Here is a 26,206-nt window from a genome sequence, read left to right on the forward strand (position 1 = left end):
CGGGGGGTGGGAATCACCCTTCCGGCCAGCCTTTTTGCGCATAATGGGCCAGGGCGGTGTCCATGATCTCCACCGCCGCGTCCACATGGGTTTTCTCAAGAATCAGGGGCGGCAGCAGGCGCACCACATTCTGGCCGGCAACGGCGGGGCACAGGCCACGATGCACCATATCCTTCAGGACCGCGCGCGGATTGGGGCAGTCCGGGATGCGGATGCCCGCCATCAGGCCAAGGCCGCGCACCTCGCTGACCAGCCCGTCATGCTTGTGCTGAAGGGCGTGCAGCCGCTCATGCAGATAGGCGCCCATGGCGCGGCTGTGCTCAAGGAAATCATCCGTGGTGACGATATCCAGCACCGCATTGCCCACCGCCATGGCCAGCGGATTGCCGCCAAAGGTGGTGCCGTGGGTGCCGCCGGTCATACCGCTGGCCGCTTCTTCGGTGGCAAGGCAGGCGCCCATGGGGAAGCCGCCGCCAATGCCCTTGGCGATGGTGACGATATCCGGTTTCACGTCCGCCCATTCATGGGCAAAGAATTTGCCGGTGCGGGACACGCCGCACTGAATTTCATCGAACACCAGCAGCAGATTGTTCTCGTCCGCGATCTTCCGCAGGCCCTGAAGCACATCCGCCGGGATCGGGCGGATGCCGCCTTCCCCCTGCACCGGCTCCACCATGATGCCGCCGGTTTCCGGCGTGATGGCCGCCTTCACCGCGTCCAGGTCGCAGAAATCCACCACATCGAAGCCTTCGGGGATGGGCTCGAACCCCTTGACCAGCTTTTCCTGCCCCGCCGCGGCGATGCCGCCCAGCGTGCGCCCGTGAAAGGCGGACGAAAAGGTGATGATCCGGTGGCCGGGCGCGTTGCCTTTGTCATAATGGTATTTGCGCACCATCTTGATCGCGGTCTCGATGGCCTCGGCGCCGGAATTGTTGAAGAACACCGTGTCGGCGAAGGTCAGGTCCACCAGCCGCCGCGCCATGCGCTCCTGACCGGGGATTTCATAGATATTGGCCACATGCCACAGCTTTTCCGCCTGATCCTTCAGCGCGGAAACCAGATAGGGGTGGCAATGGCCCAGGCAATTCACGCCGATCCCGGCATAAAAATCCAGATGGGCCTTGCCGGTCTCGTCATAGAGATACATCCCCTCCCCGCGCTCAAAACGGACAGGCAGGCGATTATAGGTGGGCATAAGGGCTGGAATCACGGCGTTATCTCCCCTCGATCGATGAATGATCCGGGCCAGCCGGGCGCAGCCGACGGCCGTGAACGCCGCGCGGCCTCCAACAAAACAGGGCCGGTGTGCCGCCACACCGGCCATGCTCTCGCTGTCCCTCCAAAAAACGCCGCAACAATGCCGCGCGCATCAGGGGAAGTCAACGCCCGCCACCGGGGCATTTCGCCCCGCCTCAGCCGGGGTCAGGCTTTCAGCTTGTAGCCGCGCTTGAACACCCAGTACACCGTCGCCACCAGCACCAGGTTAATGGCCAGCGTATAGAGCACCCCCGTGGTCAAATTGCTGTCCGCCCGATCGATAAAGCCATAGCGGTAGCCGTCGATCAGGTAAAAGAAGGGGTTGAGATGGGAAAAGGTCTGCCAGCTCTCATCCAGCCGGGAGATGGAATAGAATGTGCCCGACAGCAGGCTCAGCGGCGCGATGATGAAGTTCTGGATGGCGGCGGCATGGTCGAACTTTTGCGCCCACACGCCGGTCAGTGCCCCCATCAACGCCATCATCATGCTGGCCGAAATGCTGAAATAGATCACCGGCCAGATATGGTGGATGGTCACCGAAATCCCCGGCATGGCCCAGAACACCAGCCCCACGCAGAGCCCCACGGCCACGCCCCGCGTAACACCGCCCGCCAGATAGCCGATGGTCAGTTCCAGCGCCGACAGGGGGGGCATCAATGTGTCCACGATATTGCCCTGTATCTTGGCGATCAGGATGGAACTGGACGTGTTAGCGAACCCGTTCTGGATCATCGCCATCACCATCAGCCCCGGCGCCAGAAAGGTGGAATAGGGCATGTCCGCCACCACGCGGGCATCACCGCCCAGCGCCAGATTGAAGATCACCATGAACAGAATGGTGGTAACCGCCGGGGCCGCCAAAGTCTGTGCCCACACCTTCATGAAACGGCGGGTTTCCCGCATGTAAAGCGTGTAAAGGCCCAGCCAGTTGACGAGCCCGATGCTGCGCTGGCCATAGCGAGGCGCGGATTCTTCTGCCATAAGACGGGTCCTGCTTCCTGATGCTGTGGCCCACCACGCCTGGCGGCGGACCCCGATAAACACGGCGCCTGTGTAGCCCGCACCGGGGATTGGCACAAGCCCGCCCCTTGGCAAACCACCGCATTGCGGGATATAAGCGCATGAACGGCGCGGGCAAGGAAACCGCGCCCAACTGTTTCTGGACAAAGGATAACCGCATGGCCTGGACGGACGAGCGAATCGAAACCCTGCGCACGCTCTGGGATCAGGGGCTGAGTGCCAGCCAGATCGCCAAGGAACTGGGCGAAGGGGTGACGCGGAATGCCGTGATCGGCAAGGCGCACCGGCTCGGTCTGAAATCGCGCCCGTCGCCGGTGAAGAACGACAAGGCAAAGGCCCGTGGCACCAGCCGCAAGACCGCGCGCAAACAGGAAAAAACCCTGGTCAGCCTGCTGGATCTGACGGATCGCATGTGCAAATGGCCGATCGGCCATCCCGGCGAGCCGGACTTTCATTTTTGCGGCAAGCCGAGCGAGTCGGGGATGCCCTATTGCGCCAGCCACTGCGCGGAAGCCTATCAGGCCCAGCCGCCGCGCCGGGATCGGCAGCGTCCGCGCCTGTCCAAACAGGCCTGAACAGGCAGGCTCAAGCCTGACCGCCGCGCGGGTTGCGCCTCAAGTGGCGCACTCAAGAAGCGCACAGGTCAGGTCAGCCCTGCTGCCTGTCGGCGTCCGCATCATCGAGATCGTCCTGAATATCCGGCTGGCTCGCCGCCGCGCTTGCCGCGGCGCTGTCCCGTGCGGTGTCGCTGATCCGTGATTCGGCCTCGTCCGCGCTGGCGCCATCGGTGGGCGCGTCGGCGGATATGGGCTCCGCCTGTTCGCGGAGACGGCCCAGAACGTCATCCCGGATGGCGGCGGGCACATCGGATTGCGCCTTCAACAGATCGATCCTGAGGCTGGCGAGAAACGCATCCGCCTCTGCCACGCGGGCCGATTCGGCGTCCGTCAGGGCGCCGGGGGCCGGGGCCGGCTTTGGCCGCGTGGCGAGCAGCGCATCCATGGACCGCGCGCCCTGCCCCTTTGTGAAATCCAGCACCTGCCCGGCGGTGGGGCCGGTCTGCGGCGCGAAGAAGTGGGCCGTCACCCCCGATCCCGATGCGGCGAGCCGATCCGCCATCTCGCGGGCGATGGCATCGGCGCCGCCCGCTCCCTTGGCAGCCGCCGATTTTTTCAGGGCCTCGAAAACCGGATCGGGCAATCCCGGATTGTGAATCGTGCCCATGCTGTGGGAGCCACGCTCCACGCTCGCCAGAACCCTGCCGGACGAATCGGTGAAGATGGCGGCCACGTCGGCGGCGCGCCGCTCCCGGTTTTGCAGGGCGGTGGCCGCCTGAAAGCTGTCGGATCGCTGAAAAGCGGAAAGCGCCGATGCGGCCTCATCACGCGCAGGGTTTTCCGGCCCCTCCATCTGCCGAAAGCCGGATTGGGGAAGCGCGATCCGGCGAACGTCGGGATGGGACAGACTGATGGAAAATCCGGTCGAAATGTCGGGCATTGCTGTCATTCTCCAACACAATATCCCCCGGCAATATCTTATGGCCGGGTGCTTTTCCATCAGAGGCAAGCAATAATCACACCATATCGCCTTATACGATCAGCAGGAAAGCCCGTATTGCCACACGGAACAGGCTGTGTAGGGTGTTTCGGGACAACGCTTCATATGACCGCCTTAAAAGGGAGCCCTTCACAATGCGGAAAACACTGAGCCTGGCGGCTGTCGCCGCCCTGACGTCGGCTGTTTTTGCCCATGGCGATGGCAGCCATGCGGCACAGGATGACCGCTATACCGAATCCAAATATCGCCACCAGCTCATGGAAGTGGTGGGCTATTCGGCAAAGAATATCGTCATGCACATGAAAGGGGAGGTTGATCTGGACGGCCAGATGCTGGGCCACGCCCGCATCTTGGATCAGGCCGCGGCCATGGCCAAGGATGCCTTTGCCAAGGACACCCGCCACAAGCAGGGGAAAACCGATTCCAAGGATGCGGTCTGGGAGAACTGGGAAGATTTTTCCAGTCGGCTGGACAGCTTCAAATCGGACACGGCGGCGCTGGTGTCCGCCCTGGAAAGCGAAGAGGGCGTGCCCGCCGCCACCAAGGCCATGTTCAAGAACTGCAAGTCCTGCCACGACGAATATCGCAAGGATTGATCGGACCCGGCCTGATCGGGGCGGCGCACGCGCCGGTCAGGCCAGCACACCCCACCAGATCAGCGCGGCCACAAGAGCCAGCGGCAGCAGCGCCCAGGGGGCGGCCACCAGTTTCGGTGCCGTCACGGATCGCGGCAGGGGGCGCCGCCCGGTGATCATCGGGCGGATCAGCGGCACGCGCGCCCACAGTGCATAGACCAGCACCGCCAGCACATGCAGGCCGATCAGGCCAAACAACACGAAGCCGGTCAGTTCATGCCAGCCGGTCAGCGTGCCGGACAGGTCTTCGCTCACCATGCTGGCCAGCGGGCCGGAAAAGAACATATCATCGCTGGCGAACAGCCCGGCCCCGGCCTGCCACAGCAACAAGGCCAGCATCACCGCCACCATCCAGCCGCCAGCGGGATTGTGCCCGGCATAAGGGTAGGTTTTCTGCTGCCGCCGCAACAGCGTGATCAGGTGGCCCACAGCGTGCTTCGGCGCCGCCAGAAAGCTGCGAAAGCGCGCTGTTTCACTGCCCACCAGCCCCCAGACCAGACGCCAGCCCACCAGAAGCAGGACACTGAGCCCGGACCAGAGATGCACATCCGCCCAGATGCCGAATTTATCCTGAAAGGCGGAATAGGCCGACAGGCTGAATGTTATGATAAGCGCCAGATGGAACAGACGGATGGCACCATCCCAGACTTTCACCGATCGCATGGTTTTCTCCCGCTTCCGCGCTTCGGCCCCGGCGGACGGCGCACAATCTGTTTGACAAGCCCGCCCTGTCGGACCATATACCTGACCAAACAGGTCATATTTTATCGCCCGGCAGGTCGAGCATGCCCCAGGCAGGCGATCCGGGCAAGGGGCGCACCACGCGGCAACGGGCCGCAGCGCCCCGGCAGGAGCAAAGGACGCAACCGTGATACGACTGACCAATCTGGCAGACTATGGTGTCGTTCTGATGTGCGAAATCGCCCGCCTGCACCAGGCGGCACACCAGGATGCGGTCAGCCCGGAGCGGCAGGACGCGCTGGGCCGTGTCAATGCACAGGGCCTGTCCGGGGCCACCGGCGTGCCGGTGCCCACGGTGTCGAAAATTCTCAACGCGCTGGGCCGGGCGGGTGTCCTTGTGTCGCACCGTGGCCTGAAGGGCGGATTCACCCTTGCCCGCGCGCCGGAGGAAATCAGCATTGTGGACGTGATCGAAGCGATCGATGGCCCCATTGCGCTGACCCAGTGCGTGGATCATCGCAGCGGTGCGTGCAGCCTGGATCAGGTCTGCTGCATGAAACCGCACTGGCAGACCATCAATCAGGCGGTGCGATCCGCCCTTGAGGGGATCACCCTGTCCCGGCTGGCAGCGTCCGGCCCGGCAGCACCGTTCAAAGCGTTCGACGCGGTACCGGCAGAGTCGGCGCAGCGCGCCTGAGAACGCCATTTCACGCCAAGAGCAAGGAGCCGTAACGTCATGGCAGGCACAGCGGAAGCCCGCAAACAGGTGGATGAAGCCACCGGCAAATACAAATACGGGTTCGTGTCCGACATCGAATCCGAAATGGCGCCCAAGGGCCTGAATGAAGACGTGATCCGTTTCATTTCGGCCAAGAAGGGGGAGCCGCAATGGATGCTGGACTGGCGGCTGAAAGCCTATGAAGGCTGGCAGAAAATGGCCGAGCCGGACTGGGCCAAGGTGGAATATCCGCCGATCGACTTCAACGACATCTATTACTATGCCGCGCCCAAGCAGACACAAAAGCCCAAGTCCATCGACGAGGTGGACCCGGAGCTGCTGCGCACCTATGAAAAGCTGGGCATTCCGCTGGAAGAGCAGAAAGTGCTCGCCGGGGTGGAAGGCGCCCGGAAAGTGGCGGTGGATGCCGTTTTTGACAGCGTGTCCGTGGCCACCACCTTCCGCGAGGAACTGCAAAAGGCGGGCGTGATCTTCATGTCCATTTCGGACGCGGTCAAGGAACACCCGGACCTGGTACGCCAGTATATCGGCTCCGTGGTGCCGCGGCGGGACAATTTCTTCGCCGCCCTCAATGCCGCCGTCTTTTCCGACGGCACCTTCGTCTATATCCCCAAGGGCGTGCGCTGCCCGATGGAGCTGTCCACCTATTTCCGTATCAATGCGGAAAACACCGGCCAGTTCGAGCGCACCCTGATCGTGGCGGAGGAAGGCTCCTATGTGAGCTATCTGGAAGGCTGCACCGCGCCGCAGCGGGATGAGAACCAGCTTCACGCCGCTGTGGTGGAGCTGGTGGCGCTGGGCGATGCGGAAATCAAGTATTCCACCGTGCAGAACTGGTATCCCGGCGATGAGAATGGCAAGGGCGGCATTTATAATTTCGTCACCAAGCGGGGCCTGTGCAAGGGCGCCAATTCCAAGATAAGCTGGACCCAGGTGGAAACCGGTTCGGCGGTAACGTGGAAATATCCGTCCTGTGTGCTGGCCGGGGAAAACAGCGTGGGCGAGTTCTATTCCGTTGCCGTGACGAATAATTACCAGCAGGCGGATACCGGCACCAAGATGATTCACCAGGCGCCGGGCACCCGCTCCACCATCATTTCCAAGGGGATTTCCGCGGGCCATTCCGACAACACCTATCGCGGCCTGGTGAAAGTGCTGCCCGGTGCGGACAATGTACGCAACTATACCCAGTGTGACTCGCTGCTGGTGAATGATACCTGCGGCGCGCACACGGTCCCCTATATCGAGGTGAAGAACCCCTCCGCTACGGTGGAGCATGAGGCCACCACCTCGAAAATCTCCGAGGATCAGCTTTTCTACTGTCTTTCCCGCGGGCTGGACGAGGAAGAGGCTGTGGCGTTGATCGTCAACGGGTTCTGCAAGGAAGTGATGCAGCACCTGCCCATGGAATTTGCCGTGGAAGCCCAGAAACTACTGGGTATTTCGCTGGAAGGCTCGGTGGGTTAGACCCGCCGTCGCGCATCAGGCATCAGAGAAGGACGTTTTTTCATGCTGACCATCAAGGACTTGAGTGTCTCCATCGGCGACAGCAAGATCATCAAGGGCCTGGACCTTGAGATCAAGGCCGGTGAAGTGCACGCCATCATGGGCCCGAACGGGGCCGGAAAATCCACCCTGGCCAGCACCATTGCGGGCCGGCCCGAAATGGCGGTCACGGGCGGGGAAATCAGCTATCAGGGCAAGGACCTGCTGGCCCTGGCACCGCATGAGCGCGCCGGTGAAGGTATCTTCCTGGGCTTTCAGTATCCGGTGGAAATTCCGGGCGTGTCCAACCTGAATTTCCTGCGCACCGCGCTCAATTCCGTGCGCCGGTATCGCGGGGAGGCGGAAATCTCGGCGGCGGATTTCATGAAGCTGGTGCGGGAAAAGGCGGCAACCCTGAAGATGGACCCGGAGATGCTGAAGCGGTTCGTCAATGTGGGCTTTTCCGGCGGCGAGAAAAAGCGCAATGAAATGGTGCAGATGGCGGTGATGAACCCCACGCTGGCCGTGCTGGACGAAACCGATTCCGGGCTGGACGTGGACGCCCTGCGCATCGTGGCGGACGGCATCAACGCCCAGCGCCGGGAAGACAGGGCCATCTTGATCATCACGCACTATCAGCGCCTGCTGGATTATGTGGTGCCCGACAAGGTGCACATCATGGCCGATGGCCGCATCACCCGCACCGGTGACAAGTCGCTGGCCATGGAGCTTGAGAAAAAAGGCTATGAGGCGGTGGCCTGAGGGCGCATCCCCGACACCGGCACTGGAACGATGCAACCGGCACCGGAACGATTTGGCACCGATAAGGAATCTGGCATGGACGACGCCCTGTTGAAATCATACCGCGACCAGGCATTCAGCCTGCTCGGCAGCCTGCCGGGCGTGGACGATCTGCGCCGCCAGGCCGTGGAGCGGCTGGAAAAAGTGGGCCTGCCCACGCCCAAGACCGAAGCGTGGAAATATGCCGACCTGAAGCGACTGCGCAAGAGCGCCTTCAGCCTGGCCACACCCCCTGAAACGGACCCCGGCGAGTTGGACTGGCTGGTGGACGAGCCCGCCGCGCGCATCGTGTTCGTCAATGGCCGTTACAGCGAAACCCTGAGCGATCTGAAGGATGTGTGGCAGGCCATTTCCATACGCCCGCTGGCCAATCATCTGGCCGCCATGGAAGGCCGCGCGGATACGCTCTTTCAGGATGACGACGCCATCGCCCTGCTGAACACCGCGCTGCTGCGGGATGGCATGGTGATTTCCGTACCCGCAGGGGTCACGATCGACGAGCCGGTGGTGATCGTCAATCTGGTCCAGAATGCCGAAAACGCCGCCCTGCACCAGCGCCATCTGGTGGAACTGGGCGAAGGCAGCCGCCTGACCCTGGTGGAACGCTTCATCGGTGACAACAGCAGCAGTTGGACCAACACGATCCTTCAGGCGCGGGTAAGCGAACGCGCGCGGCTCGATCATGTGCGCCTTCAGGAAGAAGGGCCGAACGCCCTGCACACAGGCAAGGCGCATGTGAATGTGGGGGCCGAGGGGCGCTATCATGCCACCAGCCTTGCCACCGGCGGCGCCATGACCCGGTTCGAGGACCATGTGCGCCTGCTGGGCAACGGCGCCGATGCCAGCGTGGACGGCGCGGCACTGGCCAGCGACCGGCAGATTCACGACGCCCTGACCCATATCAGGCACACCGTGCCGGACGCCACGTCGGACCAGGTGTTCCGCGCCATTGCGGGCCAGCGGGGCAAAAGCGTGTTTCAGGGCAAGATCACGGTGGATCGCGGTGCCCAGGACACGGAAGCGGACCAGAGCTTCAAGGCCCTGCTGCTGGATCGCACCGGGGAAGCGGACGCCAAGCCGGAGTTGGAAATCTTCGCCGACGCGGTAAAATGCAGCCACGGAGCCACGGTGGGCGAACTGGATCAGGCGGCCCTGTTCTATATGGTCAGCCGCGGCGTGGACCCGGCCACCGCGCGCACCCTGCTGGTTGAAGCCTTCACGGCGGATGCCCTGGCCCGCATTGCCAACACCACCCTGCGCGACAGCCTGATGGGCCGCGTTTCCCGCTGGATGGCCAGCCGCGACCTGTCGGCGGTGGCCGCGGCCAGTGAAGAAAAGGGGGCAGCATGACAGCCGCCGAAAGACTGGACGACACACTGGACCTGGCGGCCATCCGCGCCGATTTTCCGATCCTGTCGGAAACGGTGCACGGCAAGCCGCTCGTCTTCCTGGATTCCGCCGCAAGCGCCCAGAAACCCCGTGTCGTTCTGGAAGCGGAACGGGATCTCTATGAACACACCTACGCCAATATTCATCGCGGGGTGTACAGTTTCAGCGCCGAGTCCACCCGCCGCTTCGAGGCCGCGCGGGACGCCGCCCGCGCCTTTATCAATGCGGAAAAATCCCATGAATGCCTGCTGGTGCGCGGCGCCACGGAAGGCATCAATCTGGTGGCGCAAAGCTGGGGCCGGTCCAATCTGAAGGCCGGGGACAGCATCGTTCTGTCGGAACTGGAACATCATTCCAACATCGTGCCCTGGCAGATGGTGGCGGAGGAAACCGGCGCCCGTATCCGGGTGATCCCGGCGCTGGACGACGGCACGCTGGATATGGACGCCTATACTCGCCTGCTGGCCGAAAGGCCGAAAATGGTGGCCGTGACCCATGTATCCAATGCGCTGGGCACCGTGATGCCGGTGGCGGAGATCATCCGCCAGGCCCATGATGCGGGCGCGCTGACCCTGATCGACGGCTGCCAGGCCGCCCCCCACCTACCGGTGGACGTGCGGGCACTGGACGCGGATTTCTATGTGTTTTCCGCGCACAAGGTCTATGGCCCCACGGGCATCGGCGTGCTTTATGGCAAGGAAAGCCTGCTAGAGGCCATGCCCCCCTGGCAGGGTGGCGGCGACATGATCGACCGCGTTACCTTCGAAAAGACCACCTATGGCGCCCTGCCCCACAAGTTCGAGGCGGGCACCCCCAATATCGCCGGGGGCGTTGCATTCAAGGCGGCGCTTGATTATGTGAGCACTATCGGCATGGACCGGATCGCGGCCCACGGAGACGCGCTGATCCAGTACGCGCATGACCGGTTGTCCAGCCTGAACAGCGTGCGCGTTCTGGGAGGTGGCCATCCGCGCATCGCGGCGATCAGCTTCGTGATGGACGGCGCCCACCCCCACGATATCGGCACCATACTGGATCAGCAGGGCATCGCCGTGCGTGCCGGGCATCACTGCGCCCAGCCCACCATGGACCGTTTCGGCGTTCCGGGCACGGCGCGGGCCAGTTTCGGTCTATATAACGGTACGGACGACGTGGACGCGCTGGTAACCGGCCTGAACAAGGTGGTCGAGCTTTTTGGCTAGAGCAACCCGCTAAAGGATACGCATGAACGAGCAACGGGACATACTGGACGTAACGGCCCCCGCCGCAGACGGCATCCCGCCGGAAAACCGGCCCGTGCGGCCCGAAAGCCGCCCGCGCCCCGGCACGGACGGCGTGGCGCAGGAGCAGGACGACGGCAGCTATTTCCTCAACAAGTTTCTTGAGGACAAGGCCGAGGCCAAGGCCGCCGAGGCCGCAGCGGAGCCGCGCGGCAACGGCCACGAGGATATCGTCGAAGCCTCGGACGCGGAAGCCGAAACAATCAAGGAGCGCATCGTCGAGGCGCTCAAGGAAATCTATGACCCGGAAATCCCGGTGAACATCTATGAACTGGGCCTGATCTATGATGTGAAACTGCGGGAGGATCACGCCGCCTTCGTCACCATGACGCTGACCACGCCCCACTGCCCGGTGGCCGAGTCCATGCCGGCGGAAGTGGAACTGAAGGTCAATGGGGTGGAAGGTGTCAACGGGGCGGAAGTGCGGCTTGTCTGGGACCCGCCCTGGGATATGAACAGAATGAGCGACGAAGCACGGCTGGAACTGGGCCTGCTCTGAGACGGACATTGCGCCGGGGCGCCGAACCGGGGCGCCATACCGGAGCACGCATCGAACCGACCCGGCCAACAGGAAAGGAGGTCCACCATGACCCCGATCAACATTACCGACAAGGCCGCCGAGCATATCCGGGGGCTGTTGGCCAATAATGAAAAGGCCGTGGGCATCCGCCTCGGCACCAAGAAATATGGCTGCAACGGCCTCGGCTATGACATCAGCTATGTGGAAGAGCCGGACCCGGCGGACGAACTGGTGGAAGACAAGGGCGTAAAGGTCTATGTGGACCGCAAATCCCTGCTTTTCATCCTCGGCACCGAGATGGACTGGGAAGACGGCACCTTCACCACCGGCTTCACCTTCCGCAATCCCAATGAACAGGGCCGTTGCGGCTGCGGGGAAAGCTTCACGGTCTGACCCGGCCCACTGGCGGCCCACCGGCGCCTTCTGGCGCCCCTTCACTGGCTTCGCCCGCGCGTTTCGGCCCGTCGGCGTCTTTGATCTGAATCAGAGCGCCCCGCCCTCGGCGCTGCCACGCTCCCTTATGTTTCGCGTATATGAGGGAGCCTGACCATGCGCACAATCGAAACGGGGCACCAGTGCCCGGATACAGCCACGCCCCAACGGGTGCGCGCCTCGGCACTGATGGCCCTCAGGCGACATTCGCCCGCCCGCCCCCGGAAGATCATCGCGCCGGAACGCACCCAGCGCCGACGGCTGGACCGGCTGGGGCTGACCGGAACGCTCAGTCATCCCGGCCCGCTGGATGGCCACATGCGGCTTCTTCCCCTCGCAGCCCTGCTGCCGGGCGACACATCCGACCCGGTCCCCCCCGACCCCCTCGCACAGGGCCTGCGGGATGCACGCGCCATGGCGGAGCAGGGCGGCGCCCGTCTTTTGCTGCCAAGCCACCTGATCGCACGCGGCCTGCTGCCGCCGGACCCGGCGACATTGCAGGGCTCAGGTGCGGACCTGTTCATCGATCCCGCAAGGCTTCCCGCCCTGCTGGCCGCCAAGCCCGATGACGACCCCGCCCCCGTGCTGGTGTTCGATGGCGGCTATGACGACCGCGCCGCGCTTTACGATGCGCACTTGCTGTCGGCGCTGCCCGATCATGTGGCCTTGCACACCGCCTTCACCGCACTGGGCGCCTGTCTCGGACCCGTGCTCGATGCCACGCCCCACACAGCCAGCGCCCTGCTGATCAGCGCCGGGCTGTATCGGTGCCTGGACAGGGTGACGCTGGACCAGTTGATGATCACCCATGGCCTGACGCTGCTGGTGGCACCCGATGATGACGCCCGGCTGACGGAGGGGCTGATCGCCTTTTGCCGCGACGGAACACCCATGCCCGACCATACTCAAAGCCCGGTAAAGCATGGCGCGCTGGTGCCGCGCGGGCGGCTGGACGCGGTGCTTGGCTATCTTCCGGGGGCGGCGCTGGACCTGCCGGAATCGGAATGGGACCGGCAGGCACGGACACGCTTTGCCATTGACGACCTGACCGGAAAGGAAACCGGGGCGCAGACCGGAGAACAGCGCGGGGCGGGTCCGGCGTCGCCCCCGCCCGCCACAAGCGGGCCGCCCTGTACGCCCGTCAATGGCTGTCATTTAACCTGCGACCGCCCCCCACCCGCCAGAACCACGCCGATCATGGCCCGCACCCGAACCGTGACTGTGCCGCGCGCCTGGCTCACCGATGGACACCCGGACCTGATGGCCGAAATCACACAGGCGGCCAACGATATCGCCGTCAGAGGCGGGCGACCGGGCGGGCTGACCGCCACACTGATTGCGCCGGATACGGGCGGCAAGGGGGACGGCTCCGCCCCGTCGCTGCTGGCGCTGCTGAAAGCCCGGCTCACCGCCTATCTGGACGGTCAGGGCCTGCCCCTCATGGCACTGGAGGAACGCACTGCCCCGACCCTTGCCCCGACGGATACCGCCAGCCTGACCTTCACCCTGTGCGGGCAGGCCGGTCGGCCACCGGGCGGACGAACGGACCAGAGCGAGCCGCGCGCCCTTGTTCTGGTGGGGTCACTGGGCGGCCTGGGGGCACGCAGTCTGATGGATCAGGCGGTGGACGAAAGCGCCCCCCGGCCCCACAGCCTGGTTCATCAAAGCCTTGCTCCCTTCATATCCGGCCTTGGCGATCTCACCCCGAAGGTGCTGTTGGGCCACTGTCAGGGCGGTCTGCGCGCCGGGCTCCGGCGACTGCTTCAGGCGGGGCTGGAAACCGGCGGCCTGACAGTGCGGGAAACAGCTCTGCCGGTGGCGGATACCACCCGCGCGCTCATTGCCCGACTGAATCTGGACATTCTGGAACTGGACAGCCTGTCCTGCATGATACTGGCGGTGCCGGAGCCGCTGGCGGATACGGTCTGCGATCGCCTTGCGAACATCGACCATGCTGAAGGGGCCCGCCCGCTTGTGATCAGCCGGATCGGCAGCGCCGCGCCAGCCCCCGACCCCACCGCCATTCCGGCGGACAGCCTGCCCCTGTATCTGATGGCCCGAACAGGCGGCTGGCGGCATGAGAACCTTGCCAGAACCACCCCTCTGACCGCCGCCGCCCACTGCCCCCGCCGCAGCGGGCAGGCCCATCGCCCGGTCAGCGGGTCAGTGTCAGCAGGCTGAACGGGCGGCCCCAGTCACTGAAGGCGGGCGGATGGTAGGGATCGCCGTCATGGTCCGGCCACCGGGCGGCCAGGCGCGCCGCCTCGGCCTCATAACGTGCCTTCCTGTCCGCCAAAAGGCGGTCAAAGCCCCGGCTGCGGCCCTCGTCGTGGCGAAAGGTCAGCGCCGGATCATACAGGCAGGCCCAGCCCGCCCGGCGCAGCTTGAAACAGAAATCCACATCGGAAAAAGCAATGGCCAGCCCTTCGTCAAAGCCGTCCACCACGTTGAAGCGCGTCCGGGTGCAGGCCAGAAAGGCACCGGTCAGCGCGCTCACCTGGTGGGCCAGGCGGGTCCGGTTCAGATAGCCGCCGTCTTCCGGGCGCTCCCCCATGCCTTCATGGGAAGGCCGGTCCAGCGTGCGCAAGACCATGCCCGCATGTTGCAGCCGCCCATCGGCAAACAACAGGCGCGCGCCCACGGCGCCGATTTCCGGCCTGGCCAGTTGGCCGCGCAATCGGTCATCGAAACCGTCGCAAAGCGCCAGCGTGTCATTATTCAGGAAAAGCAGCAGATCGCCGCGCGCCTCTGCGGCCCCCAGATTATTGCCGCGCGACCAGTTGAAGGCCCCCGGCGCGGCCACCACGCGCTGGCGCGGCCCGCCGGGGGCACCGCCATCATGAAATCGGGTCAGCCAGGCGCGGCAGTCCGGGTCAGCGCTGTCATTGTCCACGATCAGGATTTCAGCCATATCGGGCCGGGCCAGGCGGGCGATCACACTGTCCACCAATGGGGCCAGCAGGTCCAGCCGGTCGCGGGTGGGAATGATGATGCTCAGCATCGAAGCCGGTTCGGGTACCGGCCAGCGCCAGTGCAGCGCGCCCGGCACCGACAGGGCAAAGCCATCCTCGTGCGGGCGCGCCACCGGGCCCGTACCGCCTGCCAGCGCCATCAGGGCGGTCACGCGGCGGCAAAAGTCCGCGTCCGTCCCGACCGGCGCGGGATCGTCCGGTTCGGTCCACAGCACCTCCGGCACATGATGGAAGGCGGCGTCGCCATCCGTCGCCAGCACCGCCAGTTGCAAGGCCCACAGGGCGCCCGCATCGCCGCGCGCGGCATTACGGGCCAGGTCCGGCCAGCGCCGCACCACATGGCCCCGCACCAGCACGGCCCGGCCATACAGGGGCGCGGCCATCAGCCAGTCCGGGTCCGGCGCACCATACAGGCAGGGCCCATACGGTGTGCCGGACGGGCTTTCATGATCCCGGTCCAGCGTGATCACGGACGCGCCCGGCGCGACAGCCCCCAGGCGGGCCGGAAGCTGCGGCCACAGCCGATCCGCGGGCCCGGCGAAATGCACCAGCGCCGAGTCGTCGGGCAAGGGGCCATCCGGCGCGTATGCCACCGGCTGAACCGGCGCGGCATCGGCCATGGCCGGGCGCCCGGCATCGCGGTTCTGGGTTTCGCGGTTCTGGGTTTCGCGGTTCTGGGTTTCGGGGTTCTGGGTTTCGCGGTAGAGGGCATAGCTGTCCAGCCCGAAGGCCCCCAGCCGCGACAAGGCGGGCAGCGCCCCGGCCAGTTGCCGCAGCGAATCCGCCAGCGCCGGATCATCCTTGGGAAGGCTGTGCACCCGCTCCACCAGCTTGACCAGGCTGTGAAAGGCGCGCGGCTCGCCTGGTGTCATGTCCTGCCGGGGCAGAATGAGCTGGCCGGTGTCCGCCTCACTGATCCGCAGGGCCACGCGGCCACCGCCCATCAGGCTGTCGGGCAGTGCCAGCCGGGTTTCAAACCCGCCCCCCTTCAGGCCGGGCCAGACTTCCGCCAGGTCGGGCCGGGGGCCGGTATTGTCCATGCTCGCCACCAGATGCGGCCCGGCATGAACCAGCAGCGATACCGTCCGCGACGGGTCCGCCCGGTCCACCACCCAACCGGCCAGCACACCGCCGTCCAGCCGCTCCAGCCCCGCCGCCAGATCACGCGGCGGGCGGCGGGTCAGCCGGTCCAGCGTGCGGCGCAGGGTCGCCAGCCGGTCCTCTCCGTACAGGGCGGCAAAGGCGGCAATGAACGGGTCGGTTTCCGCCAGCGCCGCCAGCCCGGCCACCCGGTCCAGCGGCACGGCGGGGGCGGGCCGCTTCAACAGGTGGGTAAAGGCGGCCCGCACCGCCTCGCGCCGGGCACCAAGGGCGACCGCATCGCCAAGGGCGGCGGCGTCCACCGGGTCCGGCGCCTCCCCCGCCGCCAACCGGTCCAGCGCCGCCTGAAACGCGGGCAGGGCCATCAGGCGCTTGAACACCACCCGCAGGGACGGCGCCCGCCGCCGCCCCTGACCGCGGGTCAGGCAGCGTTCCCGCTCAAGCTGTGTGGGGGCACGCCCCAATATCAGCGTGCCAAGCGCGGTCAGATGATCGGCGGGGCGGGGCTGAAACAGTCGCCCACGGCCCAACGCCGGGAGAAGACGGGAAAAGGTGCGCCCCTCAGGCATATCCATACCGGAAGAGCAAGCCCGCATAGCGATCATGCAGGGCCTGCGCCGTTTCAGCATCAAGCGCCTGCTGCCATTGCCGGGGGCGGCCATTGCTCACATGCTCCCCCCGCACCACAGCTTCGCCGAACAGGGAATGGCGGCGGACAATCTCATCAAAGACAGGCCGTGCCTTTTCCGGCAATTCCAGAAAGCGGAAAGCCTCGCGGAACCGGGTCAGCTTCCGATCCTCCACCATGTCTTCATAGCGCAGGGTCATCACCCGATCGCTTTCGGGAAAAGCGGCCATATCCTGCGCCGTGGACCCGGCGGCATGATCCGCCTCGAACAGAACCTGCCCTGAAAAGGTTTCAAAGGATTCCAGCTTTTGCCGATAGGTCTGTCCGTCAAAGTCGGATTGGGGTGCGTGCAACCATTGTTCATCGGATTTCAGGTGATAGCGCGCGCCTGAAATAACGATATCGCGCGGATCCCGCACCATGTGCAGCCCCCTGAACTGGTTGGAAAAAACTTCCGAGCGGTTCAGCGCGGCGGCCACGATCCGGCTATGGTCATCAAACAGACACACCGGGCCAACGCCTTCCCGCGCCAGATAATCGCACAGTGGCACCAGGCTATCCTCTGGAAGGCCAGCCTGACGAGCATAGCGGGTCAGGTCGAAGAAAAAGATTTTCCGCTGGCGGCAGAAATTGGCAAAAACGGTACGCAGCCACTGTGTTCCGGCCTTGTGGTGGGTGCTGATGAAGATTTTGCCTTTCACGCGCGTGCCCCGGTCCCTGCGGTCTCGATACGGAATAGTATGGCACACCGGAAAGGCGCGCGCATAGCCCGCCCCGGTAATGGCCCAGACATCCCGGTTTGACAAGCCCCAAGCCACGCGGCGCCGCATCGGAGCCGCCCAAAGCAATGCGGCGCCCGAAGGCCATTACCCAACGCCAACAGCGCCGGCAGATGGATGGCGCACAATCAAAATATAAATGAAATGAAAATGGTGCCGCCTGCGTGACTCGAACACGCGACCCCCGCATTACGAATGCGATGCTCTACCGACTGAGCTAAGGCGGCCCTGAGAAGTGCGGGCGTTGTATAACGGATGACGAAGGCCGGAACAAGCCCGTTTTTATCCCAGATGACGAACGGAAAACAGCAATCAGACGGCGGGCCGCCCGCCCGGCCCATGTGGCGGCGCGCTATCCTGTAACAGGGCGATGGTGCGCTCGGCATCGAAGCGGGGGCTGCGGCGCACGTCCGCGCCGGTCAGCCAGTCCAGGCTGTCAAAGGCGCCGCACTGCCCGCACAGCGGCGTCCAGCGCAGGTGCCGGTGACCACAATCGCCGCAGGTCCAGCGCCCGCCCTCTTCCGATGTGGCGAGCGCCGCCTCGATGGCATCGGTTTCTTCCCCCAGGGCATGGGCCAGCGCCAGCCGCAACTGCCAGGCCCGACGGCTCGGCGCCTCGCGGGTCAGCCGGTCCAGAAGCGGGCGGGCAGCGGCCATGTCGCCCGCCTGCATGGCCGCATCGGCGCGGGCCAGCAGGCTTTCCATATGGTCCGGCCGCGCGCGGACGAGATTTTCCACCCGTTCCCGCCAGTCATGGGCGGATTCGGTGGGGTCCAGTTCCTTGTACAGGCGCAGCAGGGTGGGGTGGGGAAAGGCTTTCCACGCCTGTTCCAACCGGCGCTCGGCGCGCCTTGTGCGGCCCGCTTCCAGATCCAGCCGGGCCAGCCGGGCCACGGCGGGGGGAAAATCGGGGCGATCCTTCAGGGCCGCCATGAAGCCCCGGCGGGCCGCATCCTGATCCCCCCTGGCATGAACGGCGGACGCTTCCGCAAAGGCCAGCGCGGCCCGGTGGCGGCGCACGGTTTCCTTGTCCAGCAAGCCTTCCATCGCCACTTTTTTCAGCGCGTCCCGCGCCGCCTGCCAATGGCCGCTGGCCACTTCCAGCGCAAACAGCGTCTTGAGCACCCAGGGGCTTCGGCGGTGCTCGGAAAAGGCATCCCGCGCCAGGTCCAGGGCCTCGGCCTCCCGCCCCTGTCGGCGGGCTTCCCCCACCAGACCGCGCAGACCGATCAGGCGGCCTTCGCTGCCCCGCTCCAGCGCCCGGTAGCGTTCCGCCGCCGCCGCCCGGTCCCCGGCGCGGCTGGCCGCTTCGGCGGCGATCAGGTGCACCATGGGCTGTTCCGGCAGCAGGGTTTCCGCCTGTTCCACCAGCCGCCGGGCCAGCCGGTGATCATCCGCCGACAGGGCCACCAGCGCCTTGTTCATCAGGTGAAATCCCTTGCGCTGGCGGGCGATGACGCTGCCCTCACCGAAAAAGGGCATATCGCGCCTGAGCTTCATCCACAGCCATACGGCCCCGCCGGTACCAAGCGCCGCCGCCGCGATAAGCGCCGCCAGCGCGGCAAGGCTGGTGCTGACCAGTGCCCCGTCCAGCGCCAGCGTGACCCGGCCCGGATGCCCGGCCAGCCAGGCCGCCAAAGCGGACACCACCAGAAACAGGGCAAAAAGCAGCAACACACGGATCACGGCGTGCCCCCTTCAGCCGCGCCTTCACGCGCACCGGCCAGGCGCTCGCCCAGCGTATCGAACAGGGTGCGCGCGCGGGCCAGTTGCCGGGCCTGATCCAGCCAGGGCGCGGCGGGCTCGGCGGCGGCGCCATCCAACTTTTCAAGTTCGGCAATGGCCCCGGACAGGTCCTGACCGGCAAGCCGTCGCTCGGCGCGGGCCAGCAGGCCATCCACCCCCTCAGCCGCGGCATCGGTGCGACGCACCGTGAACAGGCCCTGAAGGAAGCTGCCCTCGGCCTTGTCGCGGGCGGCAATGACCGCCTGTGCCATATCGTCAAAGGACCGTTGCAGGCCGGTCAGGGTGGGCAGCCCCTCGGCCAGGGGCTCAAGGTCCGCCAATTGGTCCGCCAGCACACGGCGGTCCACCGGGTCGAGCCGGTCCAGCCCTTCCCGGAACTGCCGCAGCGGCTGAACGAAGGACAGCCCGGCCATGGCCCGGTCCTGCATCCGTGTCAGGGCCAGCATCATGCGCCCCCGCGGCGTGGCCTCCAGCGCACCGTTTTCCACCGCGCGCAACTTGTTTTCCAGTGTCTGAATGCGCTCTTTCAGGCGATCCGCTTCCGCCTTCACCACGCCAATGCTCTGATCCATTCGGGAAACGGCGGGGTTGTCCTCGCTTTGCAGGGCGGCGAGCCGGGCCACATCGTCCGACACTTGATCCAGCCGCTGGCGCAGCGCCTTGACCATGCTGGCGTCAAGGCTGCGGGCCACATCTTCCTGCCTGGTATCAGAGGATTGTTTCGGTTCCGTTTCTGATTTCGCCTCAAGCTCGGACAAAAGATTATCATGGGCGGCGAGCGTTTCCCCATGGCGGCTGACCCGCTGGTCCAGGCCGGTCAGCCGCTCCTGAATCGGGGCCAGGTCCACCGCCTCGGCGCTTTCCCCCTGCGGCGCGGGGCGGGGCGGGGCAAGGCCCAGCATGGCCAGCCCCTGCCGGGCATGGGGAGCCGCAAACAGGCCACCGGTAAAGGCCGCCAGAAGCGCCAGAAGCGCCCAGGGCAGCCGCGACCGGCGCGCCTTGCCGCCGCCGTGATCGGTGGGCGTGGCACGGGCTTCGGCGCGGGCACGGGAATCATCGCCCCCGGACTCGGCGCTGCCAGACTCGAAATCGGAGTCGGATTCGGCGATCACTTCCGCATCGATGATCTCGTCCGGCGCCTGATCACGGGTGTCACCATCCCGCGGGCTGTCATCCGGCGCCTCATCCGCCGCCGGGCCGTGATCCGGGTCATGATCCGGCGTGTCCCCGTTCCCGGTATTCCGGGGCGGAGTCTCGCCATTCTCCGGCGTGTCAGCGGCCATGATTCCTCCTCGCCTCGGCGCCTGGCGCCATTAGCCCAGCAGTTTGAACAAGGACAGCTCCGTGGGCAACACCGCGTGACGTATGCTGGCCCACGGCCCGATCAGATTGTCCGACACCCGCGCCGACATGGTGATGGCATCAAGCTTCTTCAGCCACCAGGTCTTTTCCAGTTCGGACACCAGCTCCTCGAAGATGGTGGCAGCGCGGGCGGAATAGAACAACACCGCATCCACATCCCCCTGGTCCAGCGCCACGGTCACATCGGTAGGAAAGCCCTGCGCCGCGCGGGTACGATAGGTGACCAGCCGTTCCGCATCGATGCCCTGGTTCTGCAACACACCGGCAATGTCATAGGCGGTATCCTCGCCGGACAGCCAGGTATATTGCCGCTTCACCTTGATGCCGCTTTCCGACAGCACGGGAATCAGGCCCTTGGCGGTGCCGGGGCCGACGCTCACATTGGTGAAGCCCAGCCGCTTGCACTCGTCCGCCGTGGCCTGCCCCACCGCATAGACCGGGCGGCCCTTTTGCGGAATCATGGACAGGCCGTGCCGCGCCCCGTTCTTCGATGTCACGATCAGCGAACGGGTTTCTTCCGGCAGTTCGAAAGAGGCGGGCTGCACCTCCACCATGGGCGCGATCAAGGCGTCACAGCCCCGCCGCTCCAGATCGGCGGCGGTGGTTTCCGCCTCGATCCGCGGGCGGGTGACAAGCACGGTCTGGGTCATGCGAACTGAGCCTCCACCTCGTCAAACAGTTTGCGGAAGAAATCCTCCCCCGCACGGGCCCGGATCGCGGTGCCCATCTCGTGGCCGAGCGCACGGGCCTCGGCGATCGGATCGGGGCCCAGATCGATGCTGCGCCTGTCTTCAAAGGCGCAGTTTCCATCAATCGACAACAGGGCGCCCACAAGCGTGAACCGGTCCCCGTCCCGCCAGGCATGGGCCGCGATGGGTGTGCGGCACGATCCGTCCAGCGCGGCCAGAAAGGCCCGTTCGGCGCTGGCCTGAAGCGCGGTTTCACCGTCGTGCAACGGCGCCAGCCGGGCGTTCAGCGCCTCCTCTCCCGCGCGCACTTCCAGCGCCAGCGCACCTTGCGCCGGGGCGGGCACGAAGCGGTCCACGGGTAGAATTTCGCTCGCTACATGGGCCATGTCCAGCCGTTTCAATCCGCTGAGCGCAAGGAAGGTGGCATCCGCTTCCCCCTTTTTCAGCTTGTCCAGCCGGGTCTGCACGCTGCCGCGAAAGGTGACCACCTTCAGGTCCGGGCGCAGGCGCCGGGCCATGGCCCCACGGCGGAGCGATGCCGTCCCCACTACCGCGCCGCGAGGCAGGGCATCAAAGGTGCAGCCGGCGCGCGAGATCAACACATCGCGCGGGTCTTCACGCGGCAGAAAGGTGGTCAACGCCAGCCCGTCCGGCAGGCTGGTGGGCACGTCCTTGCCGGAATGGACGGCGAAATCGATGTCCCCCGCCATCAGCGCGGCCTCGATTTCCTTGGTGAACAGCCCCTTGCCGCCCGCCGCCATCAGGTGCCGGTCCAGAATGCGATCCCCGGTGGTCTTGATCGGCTTGATGATCAGATCATCGGGAGACAGGTCGTCATGGACGGCCAGCAGCCGTGCTTTCACCTCTTCCGCCTGTTTCAGCGCCAGCGGACTGGCCCGCGTTCCGATGGTGATGGCATGTTGCACGGCGTTCCCCCCGAATGATAAATGGAGCATGACCCCGCGGGGTCGGCTCCCCCGCTTATAGACGGGAATCGGCGCCGAACCCAACCCCCTTTGGGGCCGTACCGTCATACCGCAGTCGGGCGCGCCGCGCCCGCCGACCAGGAAAACGCATATGCCCACCACCGCCAGACCGGCTATCACCGAGCCGCTGATCCTCGGCATCGAGACAAGCTGCGACGAAACCGCCGTGGCACTGGTGGACGGCGCGGGCCGGATACACGGCCACGAGGTATTGAGCCAACTGGACGCCCACCGGGATTTCGGCGGCGTGGTGCCGGAAATCGCCGCCCGCCAGCATATCAGCCATCTGGACCATCTGATCGCCCGCGTGCTGGACGAGGCGGGCATCACAACAAATGCGCTGACCGCCATTGCCGCCACCACCGGGCCGGGCCTGATCGGCGGGCTGATGGTGGGCGTGATGACCGCCAAGGCCATGGCTCGCGCGGCGGGCAAGCCCTTTCTGGCCATCAACCATCTGGAAGGCCATGCCCTGACCGCCCGGCTGACGGAAGACGTGCCCTTTCCCTATCTGCTGCTGCTGGTCAGCGGCGGACACTGCCAGATTCTGGACGTGGCGGACGTGGGCCGCTATCGCCGCCTTGGCAGCACGGTGGACGACGCCGCCGGGGAAGCATTCGACAAAACGGCCAAGCTGCTCGGCCTTGGCCACCCCGGTGGCCCGGCAGTGGAACGGGCCGCCCGCCAAGGCGACCCGAACCGCTTTGCCCTGCCCCGCCCCATGACCGGCAAACCGCACTGCAATTTTTCCTTTTCCGGCCTGAAAACCGCCGTGCGGCGGGCGGCGGAGACCTGCGTGGCCGAGCGCGGCGCCCTTTACAGCGATGACCGCGCCGATCTGTGCGCCGCCTTTCAGCAGGCGCTTGGCGCCTGTCTGGAAGACCGGCTGAACCGGGCCGCCGCCCTGTTCCTGGCCGCGCACGGCACGCCGCCGCCCGGTGGCCACCGGTTCGTGCTGGCGGGGGGCGTGGCGGCCAATGCGGCCCTGCGCGCGCGGCTGGAAACGGCCATGGCCGCCCACGGCTTCCGCTTTCACGCGCCGCCCATGGACCTGTGCACCGACAATGGCGCCATGATCGCCTGGGCCGGGGTGGAACGCTGGCGCGCCTTCGGGCCGCTGGATGAAAGCCATGTGCTGCCGCGCGCACGCTGGCCACTGGACAGCGAAGCCGCGCCTGTGGTGGGCTCCGGTCGCAAGGGGGCCAAGGCGTGAGGGGGCATGGATGGGTGCCCCGGAACAGTTTCCCTTGTGATGAGCAACAGGACAGGTAAGCTTGGGAACCACCTATTGATTTGACGCATCGGGGAATGAGTGAGCATCACCGGAACACATAGCGACGAACAGGCTGACACCGGCCTTCTGGGGGTTGTAGGCGGCGGCGCCTGGGGCACGGCACTGGCTACCGCGGCGGCCCGTATCGGCACGCCGACCCGCCTGTGGGCGCGGGAAGCGGAAGTGGTGAGCGCCGTCATTGACCGGCATGAAAACACCCTCTTCCTGCCCGGCTGCCCGCTGGACCCGCGCCTGAAAGCCACCGACAGCCTTGCAGATATGGCGGATTGCGCAGCCGTGCTGCTGGTAACCCCGGCGCAATATCTGCGCCCCACGCTGGACGCGCTGAAACCCCATCTTCAACCCGGCACGCCGCTTGTCATCTGCGCCAAGGGGATCGAGGTGGCCAGCGGCAAGCTGCTGTCCGATGTGGTAACGGAAACCGCGCCGGGTCATCCGGTGCTGGTGCTGTCCGGCCCCACCTTTGCGGGGGAAGCCGCCCGTGGCCTGCCCTGCGCGCTGACGCTGGCCACCACGGATCAGGCGGCGGGGGCGCGGCTGATGGCCATGCTGGGCCAGCCCACTTTCCGGCTGTATCTGTCGAACGACATCATCGGCGCCCAGATCGGCGGCGCCATAAAGAATGTGCTGGCCATCGCCACCGGCATGGTGGCCGGGCTGGGGCTTGGGGAAAATGCGCGCGCCGCCACCATCACACGCGGCCTGGCGGAAATCATGCGCTTCGGCGCGCTGTTCGGCGCCCGGCAGGAAACCCTGATGGGCCTGTCCGGGCTGGGCGATCTGATCCTGACCTGCTCCAGCACCCAGTCCCGCAACATGTCATTGGGCAAGGCGCTGGGCGAAGGGCACAGCCTGGAAAGCCTGATGGCCGGGCGCACATCCGTGGCGGAGGGGGCCCACACGGTGGAGATCGTCCACCGCATCGCCACCGAAAAAGGCGTGGACATGCCGATCACGGAGGCGGTGCACGCCATACTGCGCGAGCACGCGGATGTGCGCGAAACCCTGAGCGCGCTACTGGCGCGGCCGTTCCGCAGCGAAACCGCCTGACGCCCGACAGTCGGCGCCCGGTGGAGAAAGGAAAACCATGCTGTTCATGATTTTGTGCCATGACGGGCCGGACGGGGCAGACCTTAGACAGACCCACCGCCCTGCCCATCTGGATTATATCAAATCCGCCGGGGACCGGGTGAAGGTGGCCGGGCCGATCCTGTCCGACGATGCGGAGCCCCACCCCGTGGGCAGCATGATCCTGATCGATGCGGGCAGCCTGACCGCGGCCCATCTGTTTGCCGAGAACGACCCCTATCGCACCGCCGGGGTCTTTGAGCGGGTCGAGGTGTGGCCGTGGAAACCGGTGATCGGCGGCTGGCTGAACGGCTGATCCGTGCGCCGCACGCGCCCCGCATCGCCGCCGCTGCATCTGGCCGATGTGCCAGGCGGGCCGCCACCGGGCACCCTGTTGTGCCATCTGTCGGACCTGCCGGACCATGGCGGTCGCGCGCTCGCATTCCGGGACCATGGCGGCGCCGAATTGCGCCTGCTGGTGCAAAGGCTGAACGGCACCATCCGGGTGTTTGAAAACCGCTGCCCCCATGTGGGCACGCCGCTCAATCTGTTCGGGGAAAGATTTCTGAACAGCGACGGCACCGCCCTGATATGCCGCACCCACGGCGCCCTGTTCGATCCGCTGTCGGGCCGCTGCGTTCAGGGGCCGTGCAAGGGCGATTTCCTGCGGGAAGTGGCGGTGACGGAACGGAACGGCGCCCTTTACAGCCGTTGACCCTTCTGACGAAAAGAGAAGACAGCACGAAAAAGGGCCGGAGAACGCCCCCGGCCCCGGCATTCATTCCAGGGGCGCGCCCTATTTGATGTGCACCTTGCCCAAAAAGCCGGAATTTTCCTGCACCTGACCGGGCTTGCCGTAAACGGTGATTTCCCCGACGCCGTTCACATTGGCCGTCACCGAACGGGTGGCGTGAATCTCGGCCTCGCCCGCGCCATTGATGGTGGCGCTCACTTCCGCGCAGATCAGGTCTTCCGCATCCACGTCACCGGCGCCATTTATGGTCATGGAAAACGCATCGCATGTGCCTTGCAGCGACACATCACCCGCGCCATTAATGGACAGGTTGACCGGCCCGCCCTTGATATCGCTGATGGTGGCATCCGCCGCGCCCATTACGGACAGCCCCTCAAAGACGGGCATACCGATCGTCAGATCCAGGTCGGCACCATCCCAGTTGATGCGGCGGCCTTCGCCCTTTTCCGTGATGTCGATGATCAGCACCCCGTCCTCCACAGTGGTGAAGACACGCTCCAGATAGGCTTTGTCCGTGGTCAGTTCCACGGACTGGCTGGCATCCGCATCCACGGTCAGGTCCGCGGCGCCGCGCACCTCGATCTTGTTGAAGGCCGGCACATCGCGGGTGACGGTGACCGACTCGCCGCTGGCATTGACGCCGTGCGCCGCCAACCCGCCGGGGCCATCCGACGTGCCCGGCAGGGTCATACGCACGATGGGGTCACCGTCCAGAAGAGTGCTGGCAACGGCACCGCCGCCGATCAGAAGGGTAAGGCCCCCCACCAGCGCAAGCCGGCGACGGGCATAACTGTTCGCATGTTTCATCATATCCTCGCATGTCATGTTGGCCCCATCAGGGGCGGGCTGTCGTGAACGGGCCTGTTTCTGGCCTTCTTGTTGCGGATTTTTATTGTCAGCCGAGCGCCGATCCGATGCGCGCCGACCTATTATCCCGAAATGATACCTGTCTCCCCACGGGCGTCAAGATGGCATGGAAGGGCCCGGTCGGGGCTCTTGTCAAAGCCCCGGCCAGGGGGCACACTCGATCC

At 65.6% G+C, this 26,206-nt stretch carries 25 protein-coding genes and 1 tRNA gene; 14 read left to right on the forward strand and 12 right to left on the reverse strand.

From position 1 onward, the window contains the following. Positions 1 to 13: 13 nt before the first annotated feature. Both WGH93_RS11800 and WGH93_RS11805 read right to left on the reverse strand, forming a co-directional pair. Positions 14 to 1,210 carry an aspartate aminotransferase family protein gene (locus WGH93_RS11800; RefSeq protein WP_374765094.1) on the reverse strand — a complete coding sequence of 399 codons (1,197 nt, stop codon included), beginning with the start codon at positions 1,208 to 1,210 and terminating at the stop codon, positions 14 to 16. A gap of 212 nt (positions 1,211 to 1,422) precedes the next feature. Continuing rightward, positions 1,423 to 2,238 (reverse strand): ABC transporter permease, encoded by an 816-nt coding sequence (locus tag WGH93_RS11805; RefSeq protein WP_374765095.1) that lies wholly within the window; start codon positions 2,236 to 2,238, stop codon positions 1,423 to 1,425. Positions 2,239 to 2,435: 197 nt separating this feature from the next. Here WGH93_RS11805 and WGH93_RS11810 point away from each other — a divergent pair, with 197 nt between their 5' ends. After that, positions 2,436 to 2,852, forward strand: a complete 417-nt coding sequence (locus tag WGH93_RS11810) for a GcrA family cell cycle regulator (RefSeq protein WP_374765167.1) — start codon at positions 2,436 to 2,438, stop codon at positions 2,850 to 2,852. Between the two features lie 73 nt (positions 2,853 to 2,925). Here the strand turns inward: WGH93_RS11810 and WGH93_RS11815 are convergent, their stop codons facing one another. Next, positions 2,926 to 3,774, reverse strand: coding sequence for a hypothetical protein (locus WGH93_RS11815; RefSeq protein ID WP_374765096.1), 849 nt, complete (start codon positions 3,772 to 3,774; stop codon positions 2,926 to 2,928). A gap of 194 nt (positions 3,775 to 3,968) precedes the next feature. Here WGH93_RS11815 and WGH93_RS11820 point away from each other — a divergent pair, with 194 nt between their 5' ends. Beyond that, entirely contained in the window at positions 3,969 to 4,430 is a 462-nt protein-coding gene (locus tag WGH93_RS11820; RefSeq protein WP_374765097.1) for a c-type cytochrome, read from the forward strand. A 36-nt stretch (positions 4,431 to 4,466) separates the two neighbouring features. Here the strand turns inward: WGH93_RS11820 and WGH93_RS11825 are convergent, their stop codons facing one another. After that, a complete protein-coding gene (locus tag WGH93_RS11825) occupies positions 4,467 to 5,132 on the reverse strand; it encodes a cytochrome b/b6 domain-containing protein (protein WP_374765098.1) in 666 nt (221 codons plus the stop codon). A 205-nt stretch (positions 5,133 to 5,337) separates the two neighbouring features. Between WGH93_RS11825 and WGH93_RS11830 the strand changes: the two genes are divergently transcribed. The 8 genes from WGH93_RS11830 (at position 5,338) to WGH93_RS11865 (ending at position 13,977) form a co-directional block, all read left to right on the forward strand. Continuing rightward, positions 5,338 to 5,847: an SUF system Fe-S cluster assembly regulator gene (locus WGH93_RS11830; RefSeq protein ID WP_374765099.1), complete on the forward strand. Its 510-nt coding sequence runs from the start codon at positions 5,338 to 5,340 to the stop codon at positions 5,845 to 5,847. Between the two features lie 39 nt (positions 5,848 to 5,886). Next, entirely contained in the window at positions 5,887 to 7,356 is a 1,470-nt protein-coding gene (gene sufB / locus WGH93_RS11835) for a Fe-S cluster assembly protein SufB (protein ID WP_374765100.1), read from the forward strand. A 42-nt stretch (positions 7,357 to 7,398) separates the two neighbouring features. Continuing rightward, entirely contained in the window at positions 7,399 to 8,136 is a 738-nt protein-coding gene (gene sufC, locus WGH93_RS11840) for a Fe-S cluster assembly ATPase SufC (protein ID WP_374765101.1), read from the forward strand. 75 nt (positions 8,137 to 8,211) lie between these two features. Further along, complete coding sequence (gene sufD, locus WGH93_RS11845; protein ID WP_374765102.1) at positions 8,212 to 9,525, forward strand: Fe-S cluster assembly protein SufD; 1,314 nt, start codon at positions 8,212 to 8,214, stop codon at positions 9,523 to 9,525. Next, a complete protein-coding gene (locus tag WGH93_RS11850; RefSeq protein ID WP_374765103.1) occupies positions 9,522 to 10,766 on the forward strand; it encodes a cysteine desulfurase in 1,245 nt (414 codons plus the stop codon). Before sufD ends, WGH93_RS11850 begins: the two co-directional genes overlap by 4 nt. A gap of 22 nt (positions 10,767 to 10,788) precedes the next feature. Then, complete coding sequence (locus tag WGH93_RS11855; RefSeq protein ID WP_374765104.1) at positions 10,789 to 11,343, forward strand: SUF system Fe-S cluster assembly protein; 555 nt, start codon at positions 10,789 to 10,791, stop codon at positions 11,341 to 11,343. Positions 11,344 to 11,430: 87 nt separating this feature from the next. Further along, positions 11,431 to 11,757 carry a HesB/IscA family protein gene (locus tag WGH93_RS11860; RefSeq protein WP_374765105.1) on the forward strand — a complete coding sequence of 109 codons (327 nt, stop codon included), beginning with the start codon at positions 11,431 to 11,433 and terminating at the stop codon, positions 11,755 to 11,757. 156 nt (positions 11,758 to 11,913) lie between these two features. Continuing rightward, positions 11,914 to 13,977 carry a hypothetical protein gene (locus WGH93_RS11865; RefSeq protein ID WP_374765106.1) on the forward strand — a complete coding sequence of 688 codons (2,064 nt, stop codon included), beginning with the start codon at positions 11,914 to 11,916 and terminating at the stop codon, positions 13,975 to 13,977. On the opposite strand, the gene WGH93_RS11870 is transcribed toward WGH93_RS11865, so the two are convergent. The 7 genes from WGH93_RS11870 to hemC form a co-directional block, all read right to left on the reverse strand. Beyond that, entirely contained in the window at positions 13,952 to 16,444 is a 2,493-nt protein-coding gene (locus WGH93_RS11870; RefSeq protein WP_374765107.1) for a glycosyltransferase, read from the reverse strand. The two genes, WGH93_RS11865 and WGH93_RS11870, sit on opposite strands and share 26 nt — an antisense overlap. Further along, complete coding sequence (locus tag WGH93_RS11875) at positions 16,431 to 17,198, reverse strand: sulfotransferase domain-containing protein (RefSeq protein ID WP_374765108.1); 768 nt, start codon at positions 17,196 to 17,198, stop codon at positions 16,431 to 16,433. The genes WGH93_RS11870 and WGH93_RS11875 overlap by 14 nt, the downstream gene beginning before the upstream one ends. Before the next feature lie 229 nt (positions 17,199 to 17,427). Beyond that, a tRNA-Thr gene (locus WGH93_RS11880) sits at positions 17,428 to 17,503 on the reverse strand. Positions 17,504 to 17,588: 85 nt separating this feature from the next. Beyond that, positions 17,589 to 18,962 carry a tetratricopeptide repeat protein gene (locus WGH93_RS11885; RefSeq protein WP_374765109.1) on the reverse strand — a complete coding sequence of 458 codons (1,374 nt, stop codon included), beginning with the start codon at positions 18,960 to 18,962 and terminating at the stop codon, positions 17,589 to 17,591. After that, positions 18,959 to 20,305 (reverse strand): COG4223 family protein, encoded by a 1,347-nt coding sequence (locus tag WGH93_RS11890; RefSeq protein ID WP_374765110.1) that lies wholly within the window; start codon positions 20,303 to 20,305, stop codon positions 18,959 to 18,961. Before WGH93_RS11890 ends, WGH93_RS11885 begins: the two co-directional genes overlap by 4 nt. A gap of 30 nt (positions 20,306 to 20,335) precedes the next feature. Beyond that, positions 20,336 to 21,034, reverse strand: a complete 699-nt coding sequence (locus WGH93_RS11895) for a uroporphyrinogen-III synthase (RefSeq protein ID WP_374765111.1) — start codon at positions 21,032 to 21,034, stop codon at positions 20,336 to 20,338. Continuing rightward, complete coding sequence (hemC, locus tag WGH93_RS11900) at positions 21,031 to 21,999, reverse strand: hydroxymethylbilane synthase (protein ID WP_374765112.1); 969 nt, start codon at positions 21,997 to 21,999, stop codon at positions 21,031 to 21,033. Before hemC ends, WGH93_RS11895 begins: the two co-directional genes overlap by 4 nt. Before the next feature lie 151 nt (positions 22,000 to 22,150). On the opposite strand from hemC, the gene tsaD reads away from it, so the two are divergent. The 4 genes from tsaD (at position 22,151) to WGH93_RS11920 (ending at position 25,136) form a co-directional block, all read left to right on the forward strand. Further along, positions 22,151 to 23,272, forward strand: coding sequence for a tRNA (adenosine(37)-N6)-threonylcarbamoyltransferase complex transferase subunit TsaD (gene tsaD / locus WGH93_RS11905; protein ID WP_374765113.1), 1,122 nt, complete (start codon positions 22,151 to 22,153; stop codon positions 23,270 to 23,272). A 99-nt stretch (positions 23,273 to 23,371) separates the two neighbouring features. Then, a complete protein-coding gene (locus WGH93_RS11910) occupies positions 23,372 to 24,403 on the forward strand; it encodes an NAD(P)H-dependent glycerol-3-phosphate dehydrogenase (protein ID WP_374765114.1) in 1,032 nt (343 codons plus the stop codon). Positions 24,404 to 24,440: 37 nt separating this feature from the next. After that, positions 24,441 to 24,737: a YciI family protein gene (locus tag WGH93_RS11915; RefSeq protein WP_374765115.1), complete on the forward strand. Its 297-nt coding sequence runs from the start codon at positions 24,441 to 24,443 to the stop codon at positions 24,735 to 24,737. Between the two features lie 3 nt (positions 24,738 to 24,740). Beyond that, a complete protein-coding gene (locus WGH93_RS11920) occupies positions 24,741 to 25,136 on the forward strand; it encodes a Rieske (2Fe-2S) protein (protein ID WP_374765116.1) in 396 nt (131 codons plus the stop codon). An 81-nt stretch (positions 25,137 to 25,217) separates the two neighbouring features. On the opposite strand, the gene WGH93_RS11925 is transcribed toward WGH93_RS11920, so the two are convergent. Beyond that, positions 25,218 to 26,000 carry a head GIN domain-containing protein gene (locus WGH93_RS11925; protein WP_374765117.1) on the reverse strand — a complete coding sequence of 261 codons (783 nt, stop codon included), beginning with the start codon at positions 25,998 to 26,000 and terminating at the stop codon, positions 25,218 to 25,220. Between the last annotated feature and the right edge of the window lie 206 nt (positions 26,001 to 26,206).

The organism is Yunchengibacter salinarum, assembly GCF_037658235.1.
GTDB lineage: Bacteria > Pseudomonadota > Alphaproteobacteria > Sphingomonadales > Kordiimonadaceae > Yunchengibacter > Yunchengibacter salinarum.